Annotated in this window: 18 protein-coding genes, 2 tRNA genes and 2 pseudogenes; 14 read left to right on the top strand and 8 right to left on the bottom strand. The window is 61.8% G+C overall.

What is annotated here, in order from left to right; all coding sequences use genetic code 11:
* Positions 1 to 276: 276 nt before the first annotated feature.
* A complete protein-coding gene (locus NKG95_RS20050; protein ID WP_023720038.1) occupies positions 277 to 1,167 on the bottom strand; it encodes a LysR family transcriptional regulator in 891 nt (296 codons plus the stop codon).
* A 103-nt stretch (positions 1,168 to 1,270) separates the two neighbouring features.
* Between NKG95_RS20050 and NKG95_RS20045 the strand changes: the two genes are divergently transcribed.
* The 5 genes and pseudogenes from NKG95_RS20045 to NKG95_RS20025 all read left to right on the top strand — a co-directional run bounded on the left by NKG95_RS20045 (position 1,271) and on the right by NKG95_RS20025 (position 3,433).
* Complete coding sequence (locus tag NKG95_RS20045) at positions 1,271 to 2,134, top strand: SDR family oxidoreductase (protein ID WP_352495398.1); 864 nt, start codon at positions 1,271 to 1,273, stop codon at positions 2,132 to 2,134.
* Between the two features lie 35 nt (positions 2,135 to 2,169).
* Positions 2,170 to 2,247, top strand: a pseudogene (locus tag NKG95_RS20040) (DUF1857 domain-containing protein); the annotation flags it as partial.
* A 135-nt stretch (positions 2,248 to 2,382) separates the two neighbouring features.
* Entirely contained in the window at positions 2,383 to 2,832 is a 450-nt protein-coding gene (locus tag NKG95_RS20035) for a hypothetical protein (protein ID WP_353018621.1), read from the top strand.
* A gap of 171 nt (positions 2,833 to 3,003) precedes the next feature.
* Positions 3,004 to 3,180, top strand: a complete 177-nt coding sequence (locus NKG95_RS20030) for a hypothetical protein (protein WP_352490623.1) — start codon at positions 3,004 to 3,006, stop codon at positions 3,178 to 3,180.
* 4 nt (positions 3,181 to 3,184) lie between these two features.
* Positions 3,185 to 3,433 (top strand): DUF982 domain-containing protein, encoded by a 249-nt coding sequence (locus tag NKG95_RS20025; RefSeq protein ID WP_353042123.1) that lies wholly within the window; start codon positions 3,185 to 3,187, stop codon positions 3,431 to 3,433.
* Positions 3,434 to 5,141: 1,708 nt separating this feature from the next.
* On the opposite strand, the gene NKG95_RS20020 is transcribed toward NKG95_RS20025, so the two are convergent.
* The gene (locus tag NKG95_RS20020; RefSeq protein ID WP_287212788.1) at positions 5,142 to 5,783 is read right to left on the bottom strand and encodes a peroxiredoxin-like family protein; all 642 of its coding nucleotides are present in this window, start codon (positions 5,781 to 5,783) and stop codon (positions 5,142 to 5,144) included.
* Between the two features lie 404 nt (positions 5,784 to 6,187).
* Here NKG95_RS20020 and NKG95_RS20015 point away from each other — a divergent pair, with 404 nt between their 5' ends.
* The gene (locus NKG95_RS20015) at positions 6,188 to 6,430 is read left to right on the top strand and encodes a type IV toxin-antitoxin system AbiEi family antitoxin domain-containing protein (RefSeq protein ID WP_353042121.1); all 243 of its coding nucleotides are present in this window, start codon (positions 6,188 to 6,190) and stop codon (positions 6,428 to 6,430) included.
* Positions 6,431 to 6,587: 157 nt separating this feature from the next.
* On the opposite strand, the gene NKG95_RS20010 is transcribed toward NKG95_RS20015, so the two are convergent.
* The 4 genes from NKG95_RS20010 to NKG95_RS19995 all read right to left on the bottom strand — a co-directional run bounded on the left by NKG95_RS20010 (position 6,588) and on the right by NKG95_RS19995 (position 9,376).
* Complete coding sequence (locus NKG95_RS20010; protein ID WP_353019168.1) at positions 6,588 to 7,424, bottom strand: alpha/beta fold hydrolase; 837 nt, start codon at positions 7,422 to 7,424, stop codon at positions 6,588 to 6,590.
* Positions 7,425 to 7,635: 211 nt separating this feature from the next.
* Entirely contained in the window at positions 7,636 to 8,361 is a 726-nt protein-coding gene (locus NKG95_RS20005) for a nuclear transport factor 2 family protein (protein WP_353042119.1), read from the bottom strand.
* A 106-nt stretch (positions 8,362 to 8,467) separates the two neighbouring features.
* Positions 8,468 to 8,677 carry a hypothetical protein gene (locus tag NKG95_RS20000; RefSeq protein WP_353042117.1) on the bottom strand — a complete coding sequence of 70 codons (210 nt, stop codon included), beginning with the start codon at positions 8,675 to 8,677 and terminating at the stop codon, positions 8,468 to 8,470.
* Positions 8,678 to 8,725: 48 nt separating this feature from the next.
* Positions 8,726 to 9,376, bottom strand: coding sequence for a hydrolase (locus NKG95_RS19995; RefSeq protein ID WP_353018632.1), 651 nt, complete (start codon positions 9,374 to 9,376; stop codon positions 8,726 to 8,728).
* Positions 9,377 to 9,531: 155 nt separating this feature from the next.
* Here NKG95_RS19995 and NKG95_RS19990 point away from each other — a divergent pair, with 155 nt between their 5' ends.
* The 5 genes and pseudogenes from NKG95_RS19990 (at position 9,532) to NKG95_RS19970 (ending at position 14,668) form a co-directional block, all read left to right on the top strand.
* The gene (locus NKG95_RS19990; RefSeq protein WP_353042115.1) at positions 9,532 to 10,425 is read left to right on the top strand and encodes a LysR family transcriptional regulator; all 894 of its coding nucleotides are present in this window, start codon (positions 9,532 to 9,534) and stop codon (positions 10,423 to 10,425) included.
* A gap of 174 nt (positions 10,426 to 10,599) precedes the next feature.
* Positions 10,600 to 11,535 carry a pirin family protein gene (locus NKG95_RS19985; RefSeq protein ID WP_353042113.1) on the top strand — a complete coding sequence of 312 codons (936 nt, stop codon included), beginning with the start codon at positions 10,600 to 10,602 and terminating at the stop codon, positions 11,533 to 11,535.
* A 68-nt stretch (positions 11,536 to 11,603) separates the two neighbouring features.
* Positions 11,604 to 12,857 carry a DUF5996 family protein gene (locus NKG95_RS19980; RefSeq protein WP_353042111.1) on the top strand — a complete coding sequence of 418 codons (1,254 nt, stop codon included), beginning with the start codon at positions 11,604 to 11,606 and terminating at the stop codon, positions 12,855 to 12,857.
* A 479-nt stretch (positions 12,858 to 13,336) separates the two neighbouring features.
* Positions 13,337 to 14,077, top strand: a complete 741-nt coding sequence (locus tag NKG95_RS19975; protein ID WP_353042109.1) for an SDR family NAD(P)-dependent oxidoreductase — start codon at positions 13,337 to 13,339, stop codon at positions 14,075 to 14,077.
* Positions 14,078 to 14,316: 239 nt separating this feature from the next.
* Positions 14,317 to 14,668: pseudogene (locus NKG95_RS19970) on the top strand (EutQ-related cupin domain-containing protein).
* Between the two features lie 132 nt (positions 14,669 to 14,800).
* Here the strand turns inward: NKG95_RS19970 and NKG95_RS19965 are convergent.
* Positions 14,801 to 14,953, bottom strand: a complete 153-nt coding sequence (locus NKG95_RS19965) for a hypothetical protein (RefSeq protein WP_353018638.1) — start codon at positions 14,951 to 14,953, stop codon at positions 14,801 to 14,803.
* A gap of 200 nt (positions 14,954 to 15,153) precedes the next feature.
* Positions 15,154 to 15,228 (bottom strand) — tRNA-Asn (locus NKG95_RS19960).
* 220 nt (positions 15,229 to 15,448) lie between these two features.
* Here NKG95_RS19960 and NKG95_RS19955 point away from each other — a divergent pair.
* From NKG95_RS19955 to NKG95_RS19945, 3 genes are all read left to right on the top strand, one after another.
* The gene (locus tag NKG95_RS19955) at positions 15,449 to 15,709 is read left to right on the top strand and encodes a hypothetical protein (protein WP_352495397.1); all 261 of its coding nucleotides are present in this window, start codon (positions 15,449 to 15,451) and stop codon (positions 15,707 to 15,709) included.
* Between the two features lie 491 nt (positions 15,710 to 16,200).
* Positions 16,201 to 16,274 (top strand) — tRNA-Cys (locus NKG95_RS19950).
* Between the two features lie 89 nt (positions 16,275 to 16,363).
* Positions 16,364 to 16,834, top strand: a 471-nt coding sequence (locus NKG95_RS19945) for a protein-L-isoaspartate O-methyltransferase family protein (protein ID WP_353042107.1), incomplete at its 3' end; no start/stop codon positions are given.

Below are 16,834 nucleotides of genomic sequence, written 5' to 3'. Positions count from 1 at the left end.
GACCAGCCTGACCTTATCAATATCGCAAGCATCATTCGAACGAACACTTTTCGTCCACGAGGAGGGAAGGGAATGCGGTCGGTGGCGCTCTCAATACCTACACATAGCCGGCCGTCAGCAGTGGTGACGATGGCACAGTTCGCGGAGCCGGTTGCCGTTAAAAAATGTCGCGTTCGCGGAAGATATTTCGGATAACGCACCCACCTAGAAAGCACGGCAACTGCTTTCCTTGTGCCTCGCATAAGGCCTCAGCTGGGTTAACCAGCTCCCTGCGCGTCATTTGCCGATATAGGCGGCCAGCTCGTCAGGCGTCCCCATGGGAAAGGCCTGTTTCAGATGGTCGAGGAATGCGGAGACGCGGGCGCTCAGCAGCCGCCGAGAGGGATAGAGCGTCCACAGGGCGATGTCGGGTCGATCGAGATCCCCCCAATGTACCAGTGTTCCGTCCGCCAGATCATGGCTCACCAGCGACACAGGTAGGCGCGCCGCGCCGACGCCCGCTCGTACCGCATCCCGGACCATGATGAGTGACGACAGCGCAAGGACCGGCTCGATCGCGATTGTTGACCGGCCAGTGGGCGTCTTCACGTCCCAAGCCCCTCGATCGGCTGTCGAACGCATGACGGCCGGGGTCGCCAGACCGTCCGCCGGCCGGGCGAGGTGAGGACTTGCCACGACCACCAGTCGATCACGCAGAAAGGCTCGCCCAACGAGGCTCTCATCCGGATCCGGATTGACCCGGATCACCAGGTCAAATCCCTCTTCGATCATGTCGACGGCGCGGTCTTCGGTCGTGACCTCGAGCCTTACCTCCGGGTATTTCAGGGCGAAGCCGGCAGCGATCTTCCCCATCGCGGTCTGTGAGAACAGCACTGGGGCGCTGATCCGCAACCTGCCTCGCGGCCTTTCGCCGCCTGAGGCGATCGCGGCCGCTGTCTCTTCGAGCTCGGAAAGCAACCGGCCCGTGCGCTCGAAAAGCGCACGTCCTTCTTCCGTCAGCTTCAACGCGCGGGCGCCACGCTCGAACAGCCGTAGATCCAGACTGGCCTCCAGCTCCGCCACGCGTCGGGACAAGGTTGCCTTCGGGCGCCCGGCAGCGCGGGCGGCCTTACCGAAGCCCCCGTGGCGGGCGACCAGATTGAAATCGGCAAGGGCAAGTAGATCCATATGTTCCACCAATGAGACGGCGTGTCCAAATATAACGCCTACCGACACAAATGTGGATCACTAATTTCTGAGCAGCCATCCGGCTCAACTCAGGAGTAACCCCATGACCATTCTCGTTACCGGCGCGACCGGCAATGTCGGCCGCAACGTAGTCGAACAGCTCGTGAAGCGTGGCGCCCATGTGCGCGCTTTGGTTCGCGATCCCTCCAAGGCCAATTTCGCCGCTGGCGTAGATGTCGTGCAGGGCGACCTGCTCGATGTCGATTCCCTACGCAAGGCCTTCTCCGGCGTCTCCACCCTTTTCCTGCTGAACGCGGTGGTGGCCGACGAATACACCCAGGCGCTGGTAGCGCTGGCCGTTGCCCGCGAGGCCGGCATCGAGCGGATCGTCTACCTGTCGGTGATCCACAGCGACCTCTACGTCAACGTGCCGCATTTTGCGGGCAAGTTCGGCGTCGAGCGGATGATCGAGCAGATGGGGCTCAACGCCACCATCCTGCGGCCCGCCTACTTCATGAACAACGACATCACAATCAAGGACGTGGTGACCGGCTACGGCATCTATCCTATGCCGATAGGAGCCAAGGGCGTCGCCATGATCGACGCGCGGGACATCGGCGAGATCGCCGCGATCGAACTCATCCGCCGCGAGCAGGCCGCCGCGCCGCTCCCGTTCGACCGCATCAACCTGGTCGGCCCCGACACGCTGACCGGCGCGGATGTCGCGGCCATCTGGACGGACGTCCTCGGACGCCAGATCACGTATCCGGGCGACGACACCGCCGGCTTCGAGCAGAACCTGCGGCAGTTCATGCCGAGCTGGATGGCGCTCGACATGCGCCTGATGGCGGAGCGCTTCCTCACGGACGGCATGGTCCCCGATGCCGGCGATGTCGATCGGCTGACCGCGCTGCTGGGCCGGCCGTTGCGCTCCTATCGCGACTATGCGGCCGCAATTGCCGGCTGAGCCCCATCATCGACCTTCTGTCCAGGAGACACATCATGATTTACTCGACCGTTACCGTTCCGGTGAATCCCGAGGGCGAGACCAGGCTGACCCGTGCGCAGATATGGCAGGGCTGACACAAACGCTGAATAGCGGCGAACCCAAAGGCTCCCAACGCAACGTACCCCGACTACGCGCGTTCTAGTGAATGGGAGGGCGCCATAGCCGATCTGACGGGGGTGGCCTGATGACAAATCGGAGCAACAGGGATGGCAAAGTTTAAAGAAGCCCTTGAGCGCGGGAAGGAAGCTCGCCGTCAGCAGGAGCAGCCCGTCGGCGGCGCGGAGATGGGGAAGCGAGATGCCCCCATGGCGGACTTCAGCGAGCAAGCAAAGGCTTGGCTAAACGACGTCGTGATTGCATCGCTGGAGGCGGCCAAGGCTGACGTGGCAGGCGAGGTGGCTGTCGACATAGACACCGCGCCACGCCGGCAGGTCAAAGCTTTAGCCCCGTCGATTCGTTTCCAGATCTACAGGAAGCGAGAATTGGAGAAGGCGCCTAGAAGAACCTTTACGGTCAACGTTAAGGTGAGCGGGGCGGTGGCCGTATCCTCGCCGGGGATGGTGACCAAAGATGTGGGAAACATAGGGGATAAGTCCGACCTACGGGTCCGCACCTTAATAGCCGAACTGATCGAGGACGCTGCCAAGGGTACATAGCAAGGCTGTGCCCGCCGGCGCCGTAAGGGAAACGGAGGGGTACGGGGGTCTTCGCGCGAGCCAATTATCCGATCACCGGCTCGGATTTTTGTACCAAACATTCCCGGCCCCTTCTAAGGAACAAATCCGCTCGCGGTGGAGTTCGGTCCTATTAAGCATGTAGGCCCGAACGTGGTCGAAATTGACGCAGCCAAACGGAAGGTTATTGCCGAAGTTGTGCGGCGGTGGATCACTTCAGAGGTAATCCGCAATTACCTTCGCAACCTGCTAAATCTGCCTGTAGAACGGGAGCTGCCGGCTGAGCAAAAGCATTTGCTGCAGGAACTTGATCGGGCCGACAAAGAGTGACTGCATGGCGCTCCATTGGTTCTCCCCGCCGGTCCCTGTCAGGACCGAGGGTAGCGGTTCGACGCGGAAGGTTAGCAACGCTGAAGCAGCCGCTGAGGAACTCCTGAAGTGGACCAGCCATGGCCTTCTGTGGAACCTCGCGGTGCACGTATGCGTCGCTGTGATTGCCGACGAGATGGAGCCTGAGGAGTGCCGCAAGGCATTCTTGGCGGCTGCCAAGGAAGAGGGGTTGGTGCTATGCTCGTCTGATTAGGGCCGAATGTGCCAGTTACCCGAGCCCGGTTCCCAAACATTCCTGATCCCTAATGCAACCATTCCCTGATCTCCGAGTTGCGCGACAGGCGGGGAACCTCGGCCGACATGACAAAGCGCGACAAAGCTGGGCATAAAGTCCCTTGCAGACGCCGTTCGGGAGTTGATCGGAACCGAAGACAATCGTCGTCATGTACAGAAGCTGTTTGGGCCAGTCGAAACAGAGCTGACCCCAACCCTAGCTTCATTACTTGAGGCGATTGGTAAGGCCAGAGACGACGAAACTCCCTAGCCGCTCTAAGTTCAGCCTCATGGCAACCCTCGGCATTGGCGCCGACTTGCTGGAGCTTTTCATGAAGGCCCGCGATGCAGGCTGAGCCGGACGAGGAAGATCAGCGCCCTGACCTACCGTTCCAGGGCGGGCCTCGGGTAAGGCATTTCAAATTTAAAAGGAACGTCGGTTAATACCCCTCGGCGTCAGGCTTGACAGCGGTCCCATGTCGATTGTGAGTGCCGCCTTCCTCCTCTATGCGCGTGATCTCGCCGGCAAGCTCGATCTGCTGACCTCTCTTGATCTTGGACGTGCTGTCCACGATGGAATGCGGGAAGCCGTAGCTCGGAATCGAGACGCTTGCCCGGTCCTCAGTGACCCGCCTACGTATCGTGGCCGTGACGCAACCAGTGCCCCGCGCCAGACGCTTGAGTCTGGAGCGGACGGTGCCTAGTCAAGATGTTGCTAATATACATCGGCCTGCAAGCTTCGCCGTTGGCGAGGCGGCCCAGCGGCTTGGTTGCGGGGGGACGGCAGCTAGAGGCCGCTGGGCCTTGACGACCAGCGAGCTTAAGAGGAGGCCCTGTGCTGGCTGGTCAAAACCTTGCGCTTAGGGCAACGGAAAAGCATCATTCGAACGAACACTTTTCGTCAACGAGGAGGGAAGGGAATGCGGTCGGCGGCGCTTACCCATTACATAGCCGGCCGTCAGCAGTGGTGACGACTGACACAGTTCGTGGAGTGGCGAGCGGAATCGTCGCTCAGCAATTACATTCTTCCACGATAGGGAATCCCAGACGCAGTGACCATGGTCTTGGCGTTGTCAAAACCGTGGTGTCAGCCAAAACAATGAAAACGCCGGAGCCTCTACGCCTTTGAAAAATATTGGCTCCCCGGGCCGGACGAAACTGCGAACTATGAGCTGCCGATTCCTCTCAAAACTGCGCCGCAGCCCGCCATCAAGACTCGCAAGCGTGACCGGGAGCGCGCCGTGCGCCTCCGATCAACCGGTGGGCCAAAACCATCTTTGAGGCAACGGGCAGTCGCACTCGCGAAGGAACGAGGCGTTGTGCGCACACACGATCTCACAGACATCGGCGTTCCCCGCTGTTATCTAACCCGGATGTGCGAGGGAGGGGCCGCTAATCAAGGTTCGCTATGGAGTCTACTGAGCAGCAGACGGGGAGGCGGCATAATTACCTTATGCGCCTGTCGGAACAACGTGATTGCGGCAAGGAGCGGACGTTGCCCCGCCTATGCGGCTTGCTCACTCTAGCGTCGGGGCGGTCCGCAGACCGTTGAATCGAAAAATCGCTACGAAGCCCACGGGCAGACCTTAGCCTCCCGCGCTGAGCATTTCGACGATTGTTAAATCCAAAGAATCACCACAGGACGGTGGCCGTCGAGCGAGTTTTTAGCAGCCCATTTCCGCAGCCTGTTAATGTGCAACTTGGGAAGCTGCCGACATCAATTCCTCGGGATTCGGCGCTCTGAAGGTGTTGAGGCCATCCTCCAGAACTTCAGTGAAGTTCCAGCGTACGATGCCCGCCCGGTCGATTAGGAACTGACCGACAAGCTGCGCCTGGCTGGAAGCCATCGCCTGCTGATCGACTTCCGTAATCTCATAACCTTCCTTCTTGTTAAGAAATTCATTCATTGCCATGACGTCCATAGGCTCGGGTAACTCGCCCGGGAGATGGAACGGTATCGCCATGACCGTGTCCATCCCGACCTCGCGCAAGCCGAAAGCACGGTGCGAGGCTCGCTCCGGGTCGGATGCGGCGAGAAGATCGGGTGCCGGGTGGTAACGGAAATAGAGCCGCGCCCGCTCGACCGGCGTATTGACCACAGCCAGGCATTCGACGCCTTTCTCACGCAGGGCCGGCTTAAGTTGCGCCATCGCCGCGACATGGCGCCGGCAGAACGGACAGTGCAGGCCTCGGAACAAACCGATCAACAACGGGCTACGGCCTCGAAAATCATCGAGCGCGATCTTGCCTTCGCGTGAGATCGCATTGAGCACAACATTCGGTGCCCGGTCGCCCGGCTGCAGCGGGCGGTCAACACTACTCGTGGACATGGACAACCTCCTCGCCCTGGGTCAGTCAGGGAAGCAGCACACCTAGCGTTTCGGAGGCGATCAAGTGCTGGGGGCGAAAGCTTCCTGTGCCAAGGCAATAGCTTTCGACCTCTGCCATATTGCCGAGGTCGAGATTACGCGCGTTGCAAGCCCATCATAGCACGAAAAAGCATCTGCGTCGCCAGTCCTGCGATCGGCTTGCGAAGAATAGGCGGGGCGGGCGAGGCCGCTATTCTGCGCTTGATTTCATCTGTCCTCGATGCTCTGACACGAGATCGAAGCGTAGGGAAAAATCGCACGCCGGCGTGCAAAATCGCGACTTGGCGTAGAAAAGGCGATGGCTCCCCGGGATCGACGAAACGGAGAAATATGAATTCGCGATTCCGCTTCGCAAGAACGCGCCGGTGGGACCGAAACTCCGCAAACGCGACCGGGACCGCGCGGAACGACTACGCCTCGCTGGTGGCCCGACACCGACGCTCAGGGAGCGGGCCGTCGCTCTGACGCGAGAGCGGGGCGAGGTGCGCACGGCTGAACTCACGGCCATCGGCATCCCCCGATGCTATCTATCCAGGATGTGCGACGAGGGACTGCTCGTGAAGGTGGGTTACGGCCGCTATCGCGCCGTCCTTCCGAAGGCCGCTTGACCCGTCGCGTTTGGGGACGGCTGCTGACCGTCTGGTTCGGCCCCAGCAATAGGACTAGCCAGTGAGACCGCGATGAACGCGGCGCCGACGAACGCACACCTTTTCAAGCGTCGACTTGAACTGTGGGCCGGGGCCGGGAGCCGCGCCCGCAGCCACTTCAGTTGGTGACGAACTCCAGAAGGTCGGCGTTCAACACATCGGCGTTCACGGTCAGCATCCCGTGCGAGAAACCGGGATAGGTCTTCAACGAGCCATTCGGCAGCAGCTTGACCGCCTTCAAAGCCGAGGCGGCGATCGGAACGACCTGGTCGTCCTCACCGTGCAGCACCAGCGTCGGCACGGTGATCGCCTTAAGGTCATCGGTCTGGTCGGTTTCCGAGAAGGCCTTGATGCCATCGTAGTGCGCCTTGGCGCTACCCATCATGCCCTGCCGCCACCAGTTCTGAATCACGCCCTCATGGACCGTCGCATCCTCGCGGTTGAAGCCGTAGAACGGGCCCGACGGGACGTCGCGGAAGAACTGCGCGCGGTTGCTGGCCAGTGCCGTCCGAAAGCCGTCGAAGACCTCCATGGGTGTTCCCTCGGGGTTGTCGTCGGTCTTCAGCATCAGCGGCGGAATGGCGGCGACGAGGACGGCCTTGGCCACCCGGCCCGCAGGTTCGCCATGTCGCGCCACGTACCGCGCGACTTCGCCGCCACCGGTGGAATGGCCAATGTGAACCGCGTTCCGCAGATCCAGCGCCTCGGCGACGGCAAACGCGTCGGCCGCGTAATGGCCAATGTCGTGACCCTCGGCGACCTGCTCCGAGCGTCCGTGGCCGCGCCGGTCATGCGCGACGACGCGATAGCCCTTCGACAGGAAGAACAGCATCTGCGCGTCCCAGTCATCGGAACTGAGTGGCCAGCCATGGTGAAAAACGATTGGCCGAGCGTCCTTGGGACCCCAGTCCTTGTAGAAAATCTGTACGTCGTCGTCGGTCGTGACAAAGCCCATGGTGTGTTCTCGTTCTGGAACGTCGAGGGTGGCAGGCCCCGCGGCATGCGCGGTGCCCAGCGGAAAGGCGAAGCCTGCGGCAAGCGCCGAGGCCGAAATTAGGGCATCGCGGCGGCTGAGCGGCAGGCCAAGAGCGGATGTAGGAGGCATAGAAGAGCTCAGTGGGTTATTGAAAAGAACATCTAGTCGTTGTCGGCCCATAGCTACGATCTTATCTGGCGCGGCGGGCACCTTCCTCGGGATCGAACATCGAGAGGCCGGCAACGCCTCCGGTTACCGACACCTCGTTCTGCAACACGTCCCAGTGTTCGACGAGTTTGCCACCCTCGACCCGGAAGATATCGACCACAATTTGAGGCTCGTCCGCCCAGCCGCGGATGCGGCCATGGATGGCGACGAGATCGCCCTCAGCGATGATCAGGCCCGGCTCGTAGTAGACGGAAGGCGACAGGGTCTCGACGAGACCCTGCAACGCGTCCCGGCCTTGAGGAATGTTCGGATTGTGCTGGATGTAATCGTCGGCGTAGAGTCGTCCAACCGCCGAGGCGTCGTGGCGCTGGAACAGCGACGTCATCGCGTCCAAGACCAGCGCCCTGTTGCGGTGGGGGCGATCATCGGCAATGCGATCAGCTGGCCGCGTGATTGCAAATGTTCCGGTCATTCGCAGAAACTGACCATCGGGCAGAGTGGCCCACGAATGGACCACGCCGCGATCATAATCCTGAACATTCGTGACAGTCGCGCCGTCCTTCTCCTGCCAGCTGACCGCGAAGATACTGTTGCCGAGCGGCACGACCTGAATATCGACGGTCTCGGTCCGGGCGAACGGTCCTTCCTTGATCTCGAACTTCAATTGCGAAGTTGACATGAGCGTCAGACTGACCTGGAAGTTCGGATAGATGACATCCATTTCCAATCCAGCCGGGAAACGATCCATAGACATATTCCCTAGTTTCTCCTTTGAGGTGACAGAGAGCCCGGCTGAGTTGGCCGCAATCGCGGGCTATGGTGGGAAGAAGACGCGCTTCCCAAATCCCGCGGCTCTACGTGGCAGTCAGGGCAGACCAGATCATCGGCGCCCCAAAGGCCACGAAGATGATGCCGGTCAGCATCCGCCCGCGCCTCGCAAGCTCTGGTGGCTTACGGAGCGGTCGGACGCCGTGCCAGGCTCCGAGCGCATGGCCGCCGAGAACCACGAGCTTCACGACCACGAAGGTTGAAGCCAGAAGGGCGAGGATGGCGAGGGCCGGCAAACGGATCGATCCCGACCCCCACCGAAGTGCTCTCCATCCCGGCCCGGATCAGCCTTCGCTCGGCACAGGCGTGTTGAGGAGCTGCTGCTCCCAGAGGAACGCGATGCCGCTGCCGGCGGCATGCTGCACAAGCACCTCCGAAAGCTCGGCGGCATGCTCTGTGCGGGCCCAGTCGCGCTGCCATTCCGACGCCACCGCCAGCCAGGTCATCATGTTCGCGCCGGCCGCGATCATGCGCTGGATGGCGACCTCATGGGCCTCGACCGAAGTGCCGCCGGACGCATCGGTGACGACCGTCACGTCCCAGCCTTCGCCGAGCGCCTGGATCGCTGGCATCGCAACGCAAATCTCGGTCCACAGGCCGGCGATGATCAGCTGCTTACGGCCCGTCGCCTTGACCGCATCCACCACCTTCTGGTCCTCCCAGGTGTTGATGAACGTCCGGTCGATCACCTCCTGGCCGGGAAACACATCCGTGATCTGGGGGAAGATGAGACCGCCCCGGTCAGCGATCACGCTCGTCACAATCGCGGGGACGCCAAAGGCCTTGGCGGCCTTCGCCAGAGCCGTCGAATTGTTGACTACCATGTGCGGATCGTGGCTGTTCAGGTTCGCGAGCTGGTAGGGCTGGTGGTCGATCAGAACGAGGACCGAGTCTTCAGGACGAAGAAGCGAATCTAGGCCGTTACGAGGGGTCATCAAGACTTCCTTTCTCTGCCGCTATGAACGGCAATGGGTTCACGGGAGACATGCGCCAGCGGGTGACGTTGCCTGGACGGAATTTGCTGTTCCTTTTGGTGATGCGGTAGTGCCATAGTCAGGCAAGCTGTGTCGCGAAATGAGGAACGCGGGAAATGGACATCGAAGATCTACAGACATTCGTCGCAGTGGCCGATGCGGGGGGCGTATCGGCCGCCGCGCGCCGGCTCGGCGTCTCCAAGTCAATCGTCAGTCGGCGGCTCTTTCGGGTTGAAGCGGAACTCGGGGTTCAGCTTCTTGCACGAACAACCCGCGGCGCCGCGCTTACGGAAGCGGGAATCACGTTCAGGGACCATGCGGCCCGGGCCAGCGCCGAGATCGACACCGCAAGGGAAACGATCCTTCCGACCGGTGATCTTCGCGGCCGCCTGAGGGTTGCCATGCCGCTTACATTCGGCCCCACCCACTTCGCCCCCGTGCTTGCTGAAATGGCGCGCCAGCACCCAAAGCTCCACATCCATACCTACTACAGTGATCGTTTCGTCGATCTCATCGCCGAAGGTTTCGATTGCGCGATCCGGGCTGGCTACCTTCAGGACTCCAACCTGATCGCGAAGCGCATCGGGCCGTTCCATGGCAAGCTTGTCGCAAGCCCGGACTATATCGAAGCGCACGGTTCACCTGAGACGCCAGACAACCTCGTCACCCATCAGGCCCTCATGCAGGGAACGGAAACCTGGCAATTCATGGATGGTGGCAAGGTTGTCACGGTTCAGCCACAGGGCAGGTTCAAGGCCGACAACGCTATGGCACTTGCGGCCGCGGCGGCGGCAGGCCTCGGCATCGCCTGGCTCCCCGATTGCATCACGCATGACTATGTGGCCTCCGGCGCGCTCGTTCCGATCATGACACGCTATCCGGTACCGGCAGCAGGCGCGTATGTGGTCCGTCCGCCGGGTCAACATCCCGCGCGGAAAGTGCGTGTCCTCACCGAGATGCTGACTGAGCATTTCAAACTGAACCCGGATATATGGGGGCTCGACCACTAGGACACGAACGGTACGAAGCCTGGTCTAGGACCTTCGCTCGACGGTGGCACTACTTCGGCGACATGGCCTGCACGTTCCACTTGCTGCGACACAGCTTGACGTATCACGGGGCTAGCTCGATGGACGGTCGCGCGCCAGTCTCGACATTCCGGAAGCCAGGAGAGGATGGCGTGCATGAGTTGGAACCCGGCAATCGAACCCGGCTCCCCCGTTGAGGTGGGCATCGACGCGATCGAGACGCTCATCATTCCGCGATCCCGCGACCTGGGTGACTTCGAAGTCCGTCGCGCCTTGCCGGCGCCGAAGCGGCAGATGGTGGGCCCATTCATCTTCTTCGACCAGGCCGGGCCTGCCGAGTTCCTGACCGGACAGGGCGTTGACGTCCGGCCGCATCCGCATACAGGTTTGGGCACCGTCACCTACCTGTTTCGCGGTGACTTCCATCATCGGGACAGCACCGGTGCCGACCAGATCATCCGCCCGGGCGAATTGAACTGGATGGTCGCCGGACGTGGCGTGTCCCATTCCGAGCGCACCTCCGCGACAGCCCGCAGTGGCCCGAACAGCCTGTTCGGTATCCAGACCTGGCTGGCGCTGCCCGACAGCCACGAGGACATAGCGCCCACCTTCGAACATCACGGCAAGGAGGCGTTGCCGACGATCGAGGACAGTGGCGTCTCGGTTCGGCTCATTCTTGGAAACGCCTACGGCAAGGCCGCGCCCGCGACAATGTTCTCCGAGACCTTTTACGCCGACGTGACATTGGAAGCGGGGCGCCGACTGCCGATGCCGGACGATCACGAGGACCGGGGAATCTACATCGTCGAGGGCTCGATCTCGGTCGCCGGCCAGGAATTCGAGGCCTCCCAGATGATGGTCTTCCGGCCCGGCGACAAGATCACCGTCGCCGCCGGCAGTAGAGGCGCGCGGCTGATGATCCTCGGCGGCGCGACCTTTCCAGGCCCCCGTTACATCTGGTGGAATTTCGTCGCCTCATCCAAGGAGCGCATCGAAGATGCCAAGGCCGAATGGCGCGCCGGAAACTGGGGCAAGGGCCGCTTCGATCTGCCAATCGACGACCGGGATGAGCACATCCCCGTTCCGGATTGACCGGTGCTGACCCAAGACTAAATGACCGTCACCCGTACGGAGCAGATGCTGGATGGAGAAAAAGTGAAATGAACAACAGGTGGCCCCACCTTGACTACCTTAGCTGGCGTGAGACTTGTTCAGCTCTGCATCTCTACCTGCAGGTCGCCGGCAAATACCGGCTAGCTCATACACCGTGGCTGAACCATTCGTGGAACGCGACCTTCTACGTCACGCCGAACGGTCTGGCATCCTCGCCGATACCCGATGGCCCGGGCATCGAGATCCTGTTCGATTTCTGGGAGCACAGGGTCGTGGGCACCTGCGGCGAAGGCCGCCGGGCGTCGTTCGCGCTCGAACCGATGACGGTCGCGGCGTTCCACGCCAGCTTCGTGCAGTTGATTTCGGAGCTCGGCGGCACGCCGACGTTCAACGGACAACCGAACGAGGTCCCCAACCCGGTACCCTTCGCCGAAGATCATCGCGACCGGCCCTATGACCGCGACGCCGTTCAACACTTCCATCAGGCGTTGATGGCGGTCGACAAGGTCTTCAATCGTTTCCGTACCTCCTTTCTCGGCAAATCCAGTCCCGTTCATCTGTTCTGGGGCAGCTTCGACCTGGCGATTACCCGCTTTTCGGGACGGCGCGCGCCGCTCCACCCCGGCGGTATCCCCGCCTTGCCGGACGACGTGGCGCAGGAGGCTTATGACCGCGAGGTCTCGTCAGCGGGCTTCTGGCCGGGCGGCGGCGGCATCGACTATCCTGCCTTCTACGCCTACGCCTATCCGGCGCCGAACGGTTACCGGGCAGCAATGGTCCGGCCTAATGCCGCGTTCTGGCATGACGGCCTGTCTGAATTCATTCTACCCTACGATGCCGTGCAGTCAGCGGCCGATCCCGACGAAGCTCTGATGGCTTTCCTCGTCTCGACCTACGAGGCTGCCGCCGATCTGGGCGAATGGGACCGCGATATTCTGGAATGTGCGCCGGGACAGCCACGTAAGGTCCGCCGCCCGGACGCGGCGCTGGCGAAGGATGCGCCTTCGGCCGGCGACGAAAAGGTCGAGCGGGAGGATGGGGCAACGAAGGGTCGGTACCGGCTGGTGATCGACGGGGTCGAAGCCGAGATGACCTATAGCCGGGCCGGCGAAGGGTTGATCATCATCGACCATACCGAAGTTCCAGCGGCCTTGCGTGGCCGCAAGGTCGGCGAGCGATTGGTGCGCCAGGCGATCGAGGATGCCCGACGCGACGGGGTTGCCATCATTCCGCTCTGCCCGTTCGCAAAGGCGCAGATCGGCCGCCATCCGGAATGGCAGGACGTGCTTCGTCAGTCATAGGGGCGTGGCTGTCTGCCGGAATACCCAACGCCACGGCGGCGACGACTGTGCTCGGCGTTGGTGAGGTTGGTGGCCGCGACCAGCAGGAAGGTCCCCAAGCGCATCAACGCGATGATGAAGAAAGTCGTCCTTGATCACCGACGTAATCGAACCGAGGGCACCATCCTCTGAAGCAGCCGTGCGTGGCACGGCGCGACCGAGGAAAGCGTAAGCCGAAACCGGCATTGCCGTTCGCAAAGGCCTGGCCTGAACGGGTCGAGGGCATCGGACCGGCCATCGCTCCGGAAGGTGGTCGCCCTGTTCGGCTTGAGAAGCCATCGGCCAGCGTTCCCCCCTTCGCAACACAGCTTGGCATTTCTCGACACTGAAAGAGACAGATCCCGAACACTAAGTTCGTGGATCAGGTTTTTGACCGCCTGCCGCGTCTCACGCGAATCACCTGGGCGCTGGAACCAACAATGGTAGAAAAGGACAAACATATGATCGATCTGAATGGGAAGCGCGCATTGGTTACTGGCGCTTCGCGGGGCATCGGAGCCGCGATCGCGTTGGCGCTGGCAGAGAACGGCGCTGACGTCGCGTTCACGTACAAGCGCTCGGTCAAAGAAGCTGAAGCGGTGACGAAATCTATCGAGAGCACAGGGCGTCGCGCAGTCGCCATCCAAGCCGACAGCGCTGCCCCGGAGGCCATCATGCGCTCTGTGAGCAAAGCCGTCTCGGCTCTCGGTGGACTCGATATCCTCGTCAACAGCGCGGCTATTGGCCACACGGGAACGATCGCCGACATCGAGGTGAATGACTATCAGGCCGTGATGGACGTCAACGTGCGAGCGCCAGTGCTGTTTGCGAAAGCAGTTATCCCGCATCTCACCGAAGGGGGACGCATCATCACGATCGGTTCGGCCTTGGGAGAGCGGGTCCCGTTCCCCGGCATAACGGCTTATGCGATGTCCAAGGCGGCACTTACCTCCTTCACCCGCGGTCTTTCGCGCGAACTCGGCCCGAACGGCATCACCGTGAATCTTGTGCAGCCCGGAGCGACCGATACGGATTCAAATCCGGCGGATGGCGAGGCTGCCGATTTCCAGCGAAGCCTGACGTCTTTGGGACGCTACGGCGAGCCGCGCGAAGTCGCGAACGCTGTGGTCTTTCTGGCAAGTCCCGCCGCGAGCGTGATTACGGGCGCCATCCTGACCGCCGACGGGGGCGCAATCGCCTGAGCGGACTTGATGTTCGCGAGCAGGCGAATCGCGTGCTCGGCAATGCATCGAGCGCCACACGAGCCGAGATCGACAGTACCTTTCGCGCTAAGGCCCGGCTTTGACAGGGCCGGGCTGATGAATAAGCGCATCCGATTTACGCGGAGGACGAGGACACATGAAGGAGGCCGCTCTGAGGACTCGGCCTTGAGACGCAGGAGTTCAACCTAACCACTCAACATCCAGAAGGAACAATTCCCGTGAAGGTTAGCAAGTTCAACATCACCGACGCAACGCTGGAGCGTTCTCCAGGACAGGACGGAGACGTGTTCGTGGGCAATCTGGTCGACCAGCGTCATGCCTCCCCGATCACGATCGGGTACGGGCGCTATGGGCCGAACCAGACACTCGAGGAGACAATGGCCGTCGATGATGTGATGGTCGTCCTCAAGGGGCGGCTGTCGGTGTCCGGAAAGTCAGGCAGCGTCACCGCAGGGGCCGGGCGAGATCGTCCATATGCCCAAAGGCCAGAAGGTCACGATCTGCTCGCACGAGAAAGGCGCGGTCACCGCCTATGTCACCTATCCCCACTGGCAGGAGGCACGGGGGTAGGTCCTCTGGGCAACGCCGCTGGCGCGACGTCCTCGCGGATCACGCTCAACTGAGTAGGCGTTGAGATCTTGTCTGGCAAATCTGGCACGAGGCCTCTCTGCTTTGTCCCAGCGACGCCCCGCGCGCGCAAGCTCAAAGCTGTGCAAATCCGCCGTCCACGAACACCTCGCGCCCGTCTGGAAGCTGCGGTCGTTGAGGCAGCGACGGCAGTGATAACAGGCGGCAACGTTCGGACGCCGCCGCGGCGAACTGAATGGCGGACTCGGGCGCGAAGCCGCCGATCATCAGTATTTCCGCGCGGTAGCCGCCGATCCTGCGATTGCGGCCTGCGAGGAATAGGCGTGGGCGGCGACGGCTGCTATTCTACGCCTGATTTCGTCGGTCCTCGATGCTCTGACACTCTGGAAGCAGGGCTATTGAGATCGAAGCGTAGGGAAAAATCGCACGCCGGCGTGCAAAATCGCGACTTGGCGTAGAAAAGGCGATGGCTCCCCGGGCCGGATTCGAACCAGCGACCAACCGGTTAACAGCCGGTTGCTCTACCACTGAGCTACCGGGGAACAGAGGCTCTCATGTGAGTGGGGCAGCCTATAGCAAACCCGTTTCGGCTTTGCAAAGAAGCATTTCGCATTTTTTCGGTGCTTTTTGGCGCAGGGCTTTCTGGCAATGGCCGGCGAGCGCCCTCATATGAGCTGTCTCTCGCCTGTCAGGGAACGGAAAAGGCCGTTGCGGCTTTCTCCGGCTGATGGTGCTACTGATGCAAACGGATCGACATTTCACATGACGGCAATGAGCGACGAACACCCACCGGCCCGGAAAATCTCGGTCTTCGGCCGCCAGTTCACCATGCCGCGCTCGCGCGGCCTCAGGATTGCGATCGGCGTCGTGCTGATCATCGGCGGCATTCTCGGCTTCCTGCCGATCCTTGGGTTCTGGATGGTGCCGATCGGATTGCTGGTGCTCTCCTACGAATTCGCATTGGTGCGCCGTCACCGGCGCCGTTTCGTCGTCTGGTGGGAGCGGCGGCGGCGGCCGGACTGAGATTGCCCTGCTGACGGGCCGCTAGCCGGAAAATGCCGGAGGACGGCGTGCTCCGCCTATCCATTAGCTTCTGCATTACCGAGGTTGGTCGAAGCAGCTTTCCAGGCGTTCGCAAAGCTCCTTGAGGACGGCGGTAGCCGATGCGAGCCGCGCACGGTCGCGCGGCGGCAGGCTGTTTGCGCCTTCTATGCTGAGGCGGTCGATGGCATAGCGCACAAGCTCTGCAGACTGCGACAATCCGCGCGGAGTGCCATCTTCCGTAGCTGCTCGACGCATGGCGGACCCTCCTATCTGCCCAACGTGGCCGCCGGTATCGGGTTCCTCTCGCCGAGAATCGTGCTTAACGATAAGCTAATATGTTGTTGCTAGTATGGTATTGTGTTGATAAGCAGCGCCTCGATGTCGGAAGAACCGTTGGGAATGCATGGTGGCCGCTTGACGGCATTTTCGCCGCAACCTATTGGAGCCGGGTGGAACGCCGGGAGCAATGAGGCCTCGTGGCGGAGTGGTTACGCAGAGGACTGCAAATCCTTGCACCCCGGTTCGATTCCGGGCGAGGCCTCCAATGCCCGAGCCCCCGCGCGTCAGCGCCAGGGGGCTTCAGTTCCGGTCGAAACAGCCGCGGCCTTCGCGCGGCAAGCGGATGGTTGGAACATGAGCGCTGATTTTGCCGAACGCCGGGTGAAGATGGTCGACGGCCAGATCCGCACCACCGACGTGACCAGCGCGCCGTTGCTCGAGGCGATGCTTATCGTGCCGCGCGAGGCCTTTGTCGGCGCCGGCCAGCGCGATCTCGCCTATATCGATGAGGACATCCGTATTGCCGATACGGCCGATGGCCCGCGCTATCTGATGGAACCGTCGCCATTGGCCAAGCTGATGCAGCTGGCCGATATCGGCCCAAGCGCTTCGGCACTCGATGTCGGCTGCGGCACCGGCTATGCGGCGGCGATCCTGTCGCGGCTGGCAAGGTCCGTGGTCGCGCTGGAAAGCGATCCGGCGCTGGCCGAAACCGCCACTTCGACGCTTGCCGCGCTGGGTTGCGGCAATGTCACGGTGGTCCAGGGGCCGCTGCCGCAAGGCCATGCTGCCAAGGCGCCTTACGACGTGATCCTGTTCGGCGGC

The sequence above is a fragment of the Mesorhizobium sp. M1423 genome, assembly GCF_040317575.1.
In the GTDB taxonomy this organism is placed as follows: Bacteria; Pseudomonadota; Alphaproteobacteria; order Rhizobiales; family Rhizobiaceae; genus Mesorhizobium.
This window is presented reverse-complemented; position numbering and strand designations above follow the sequence as displayed.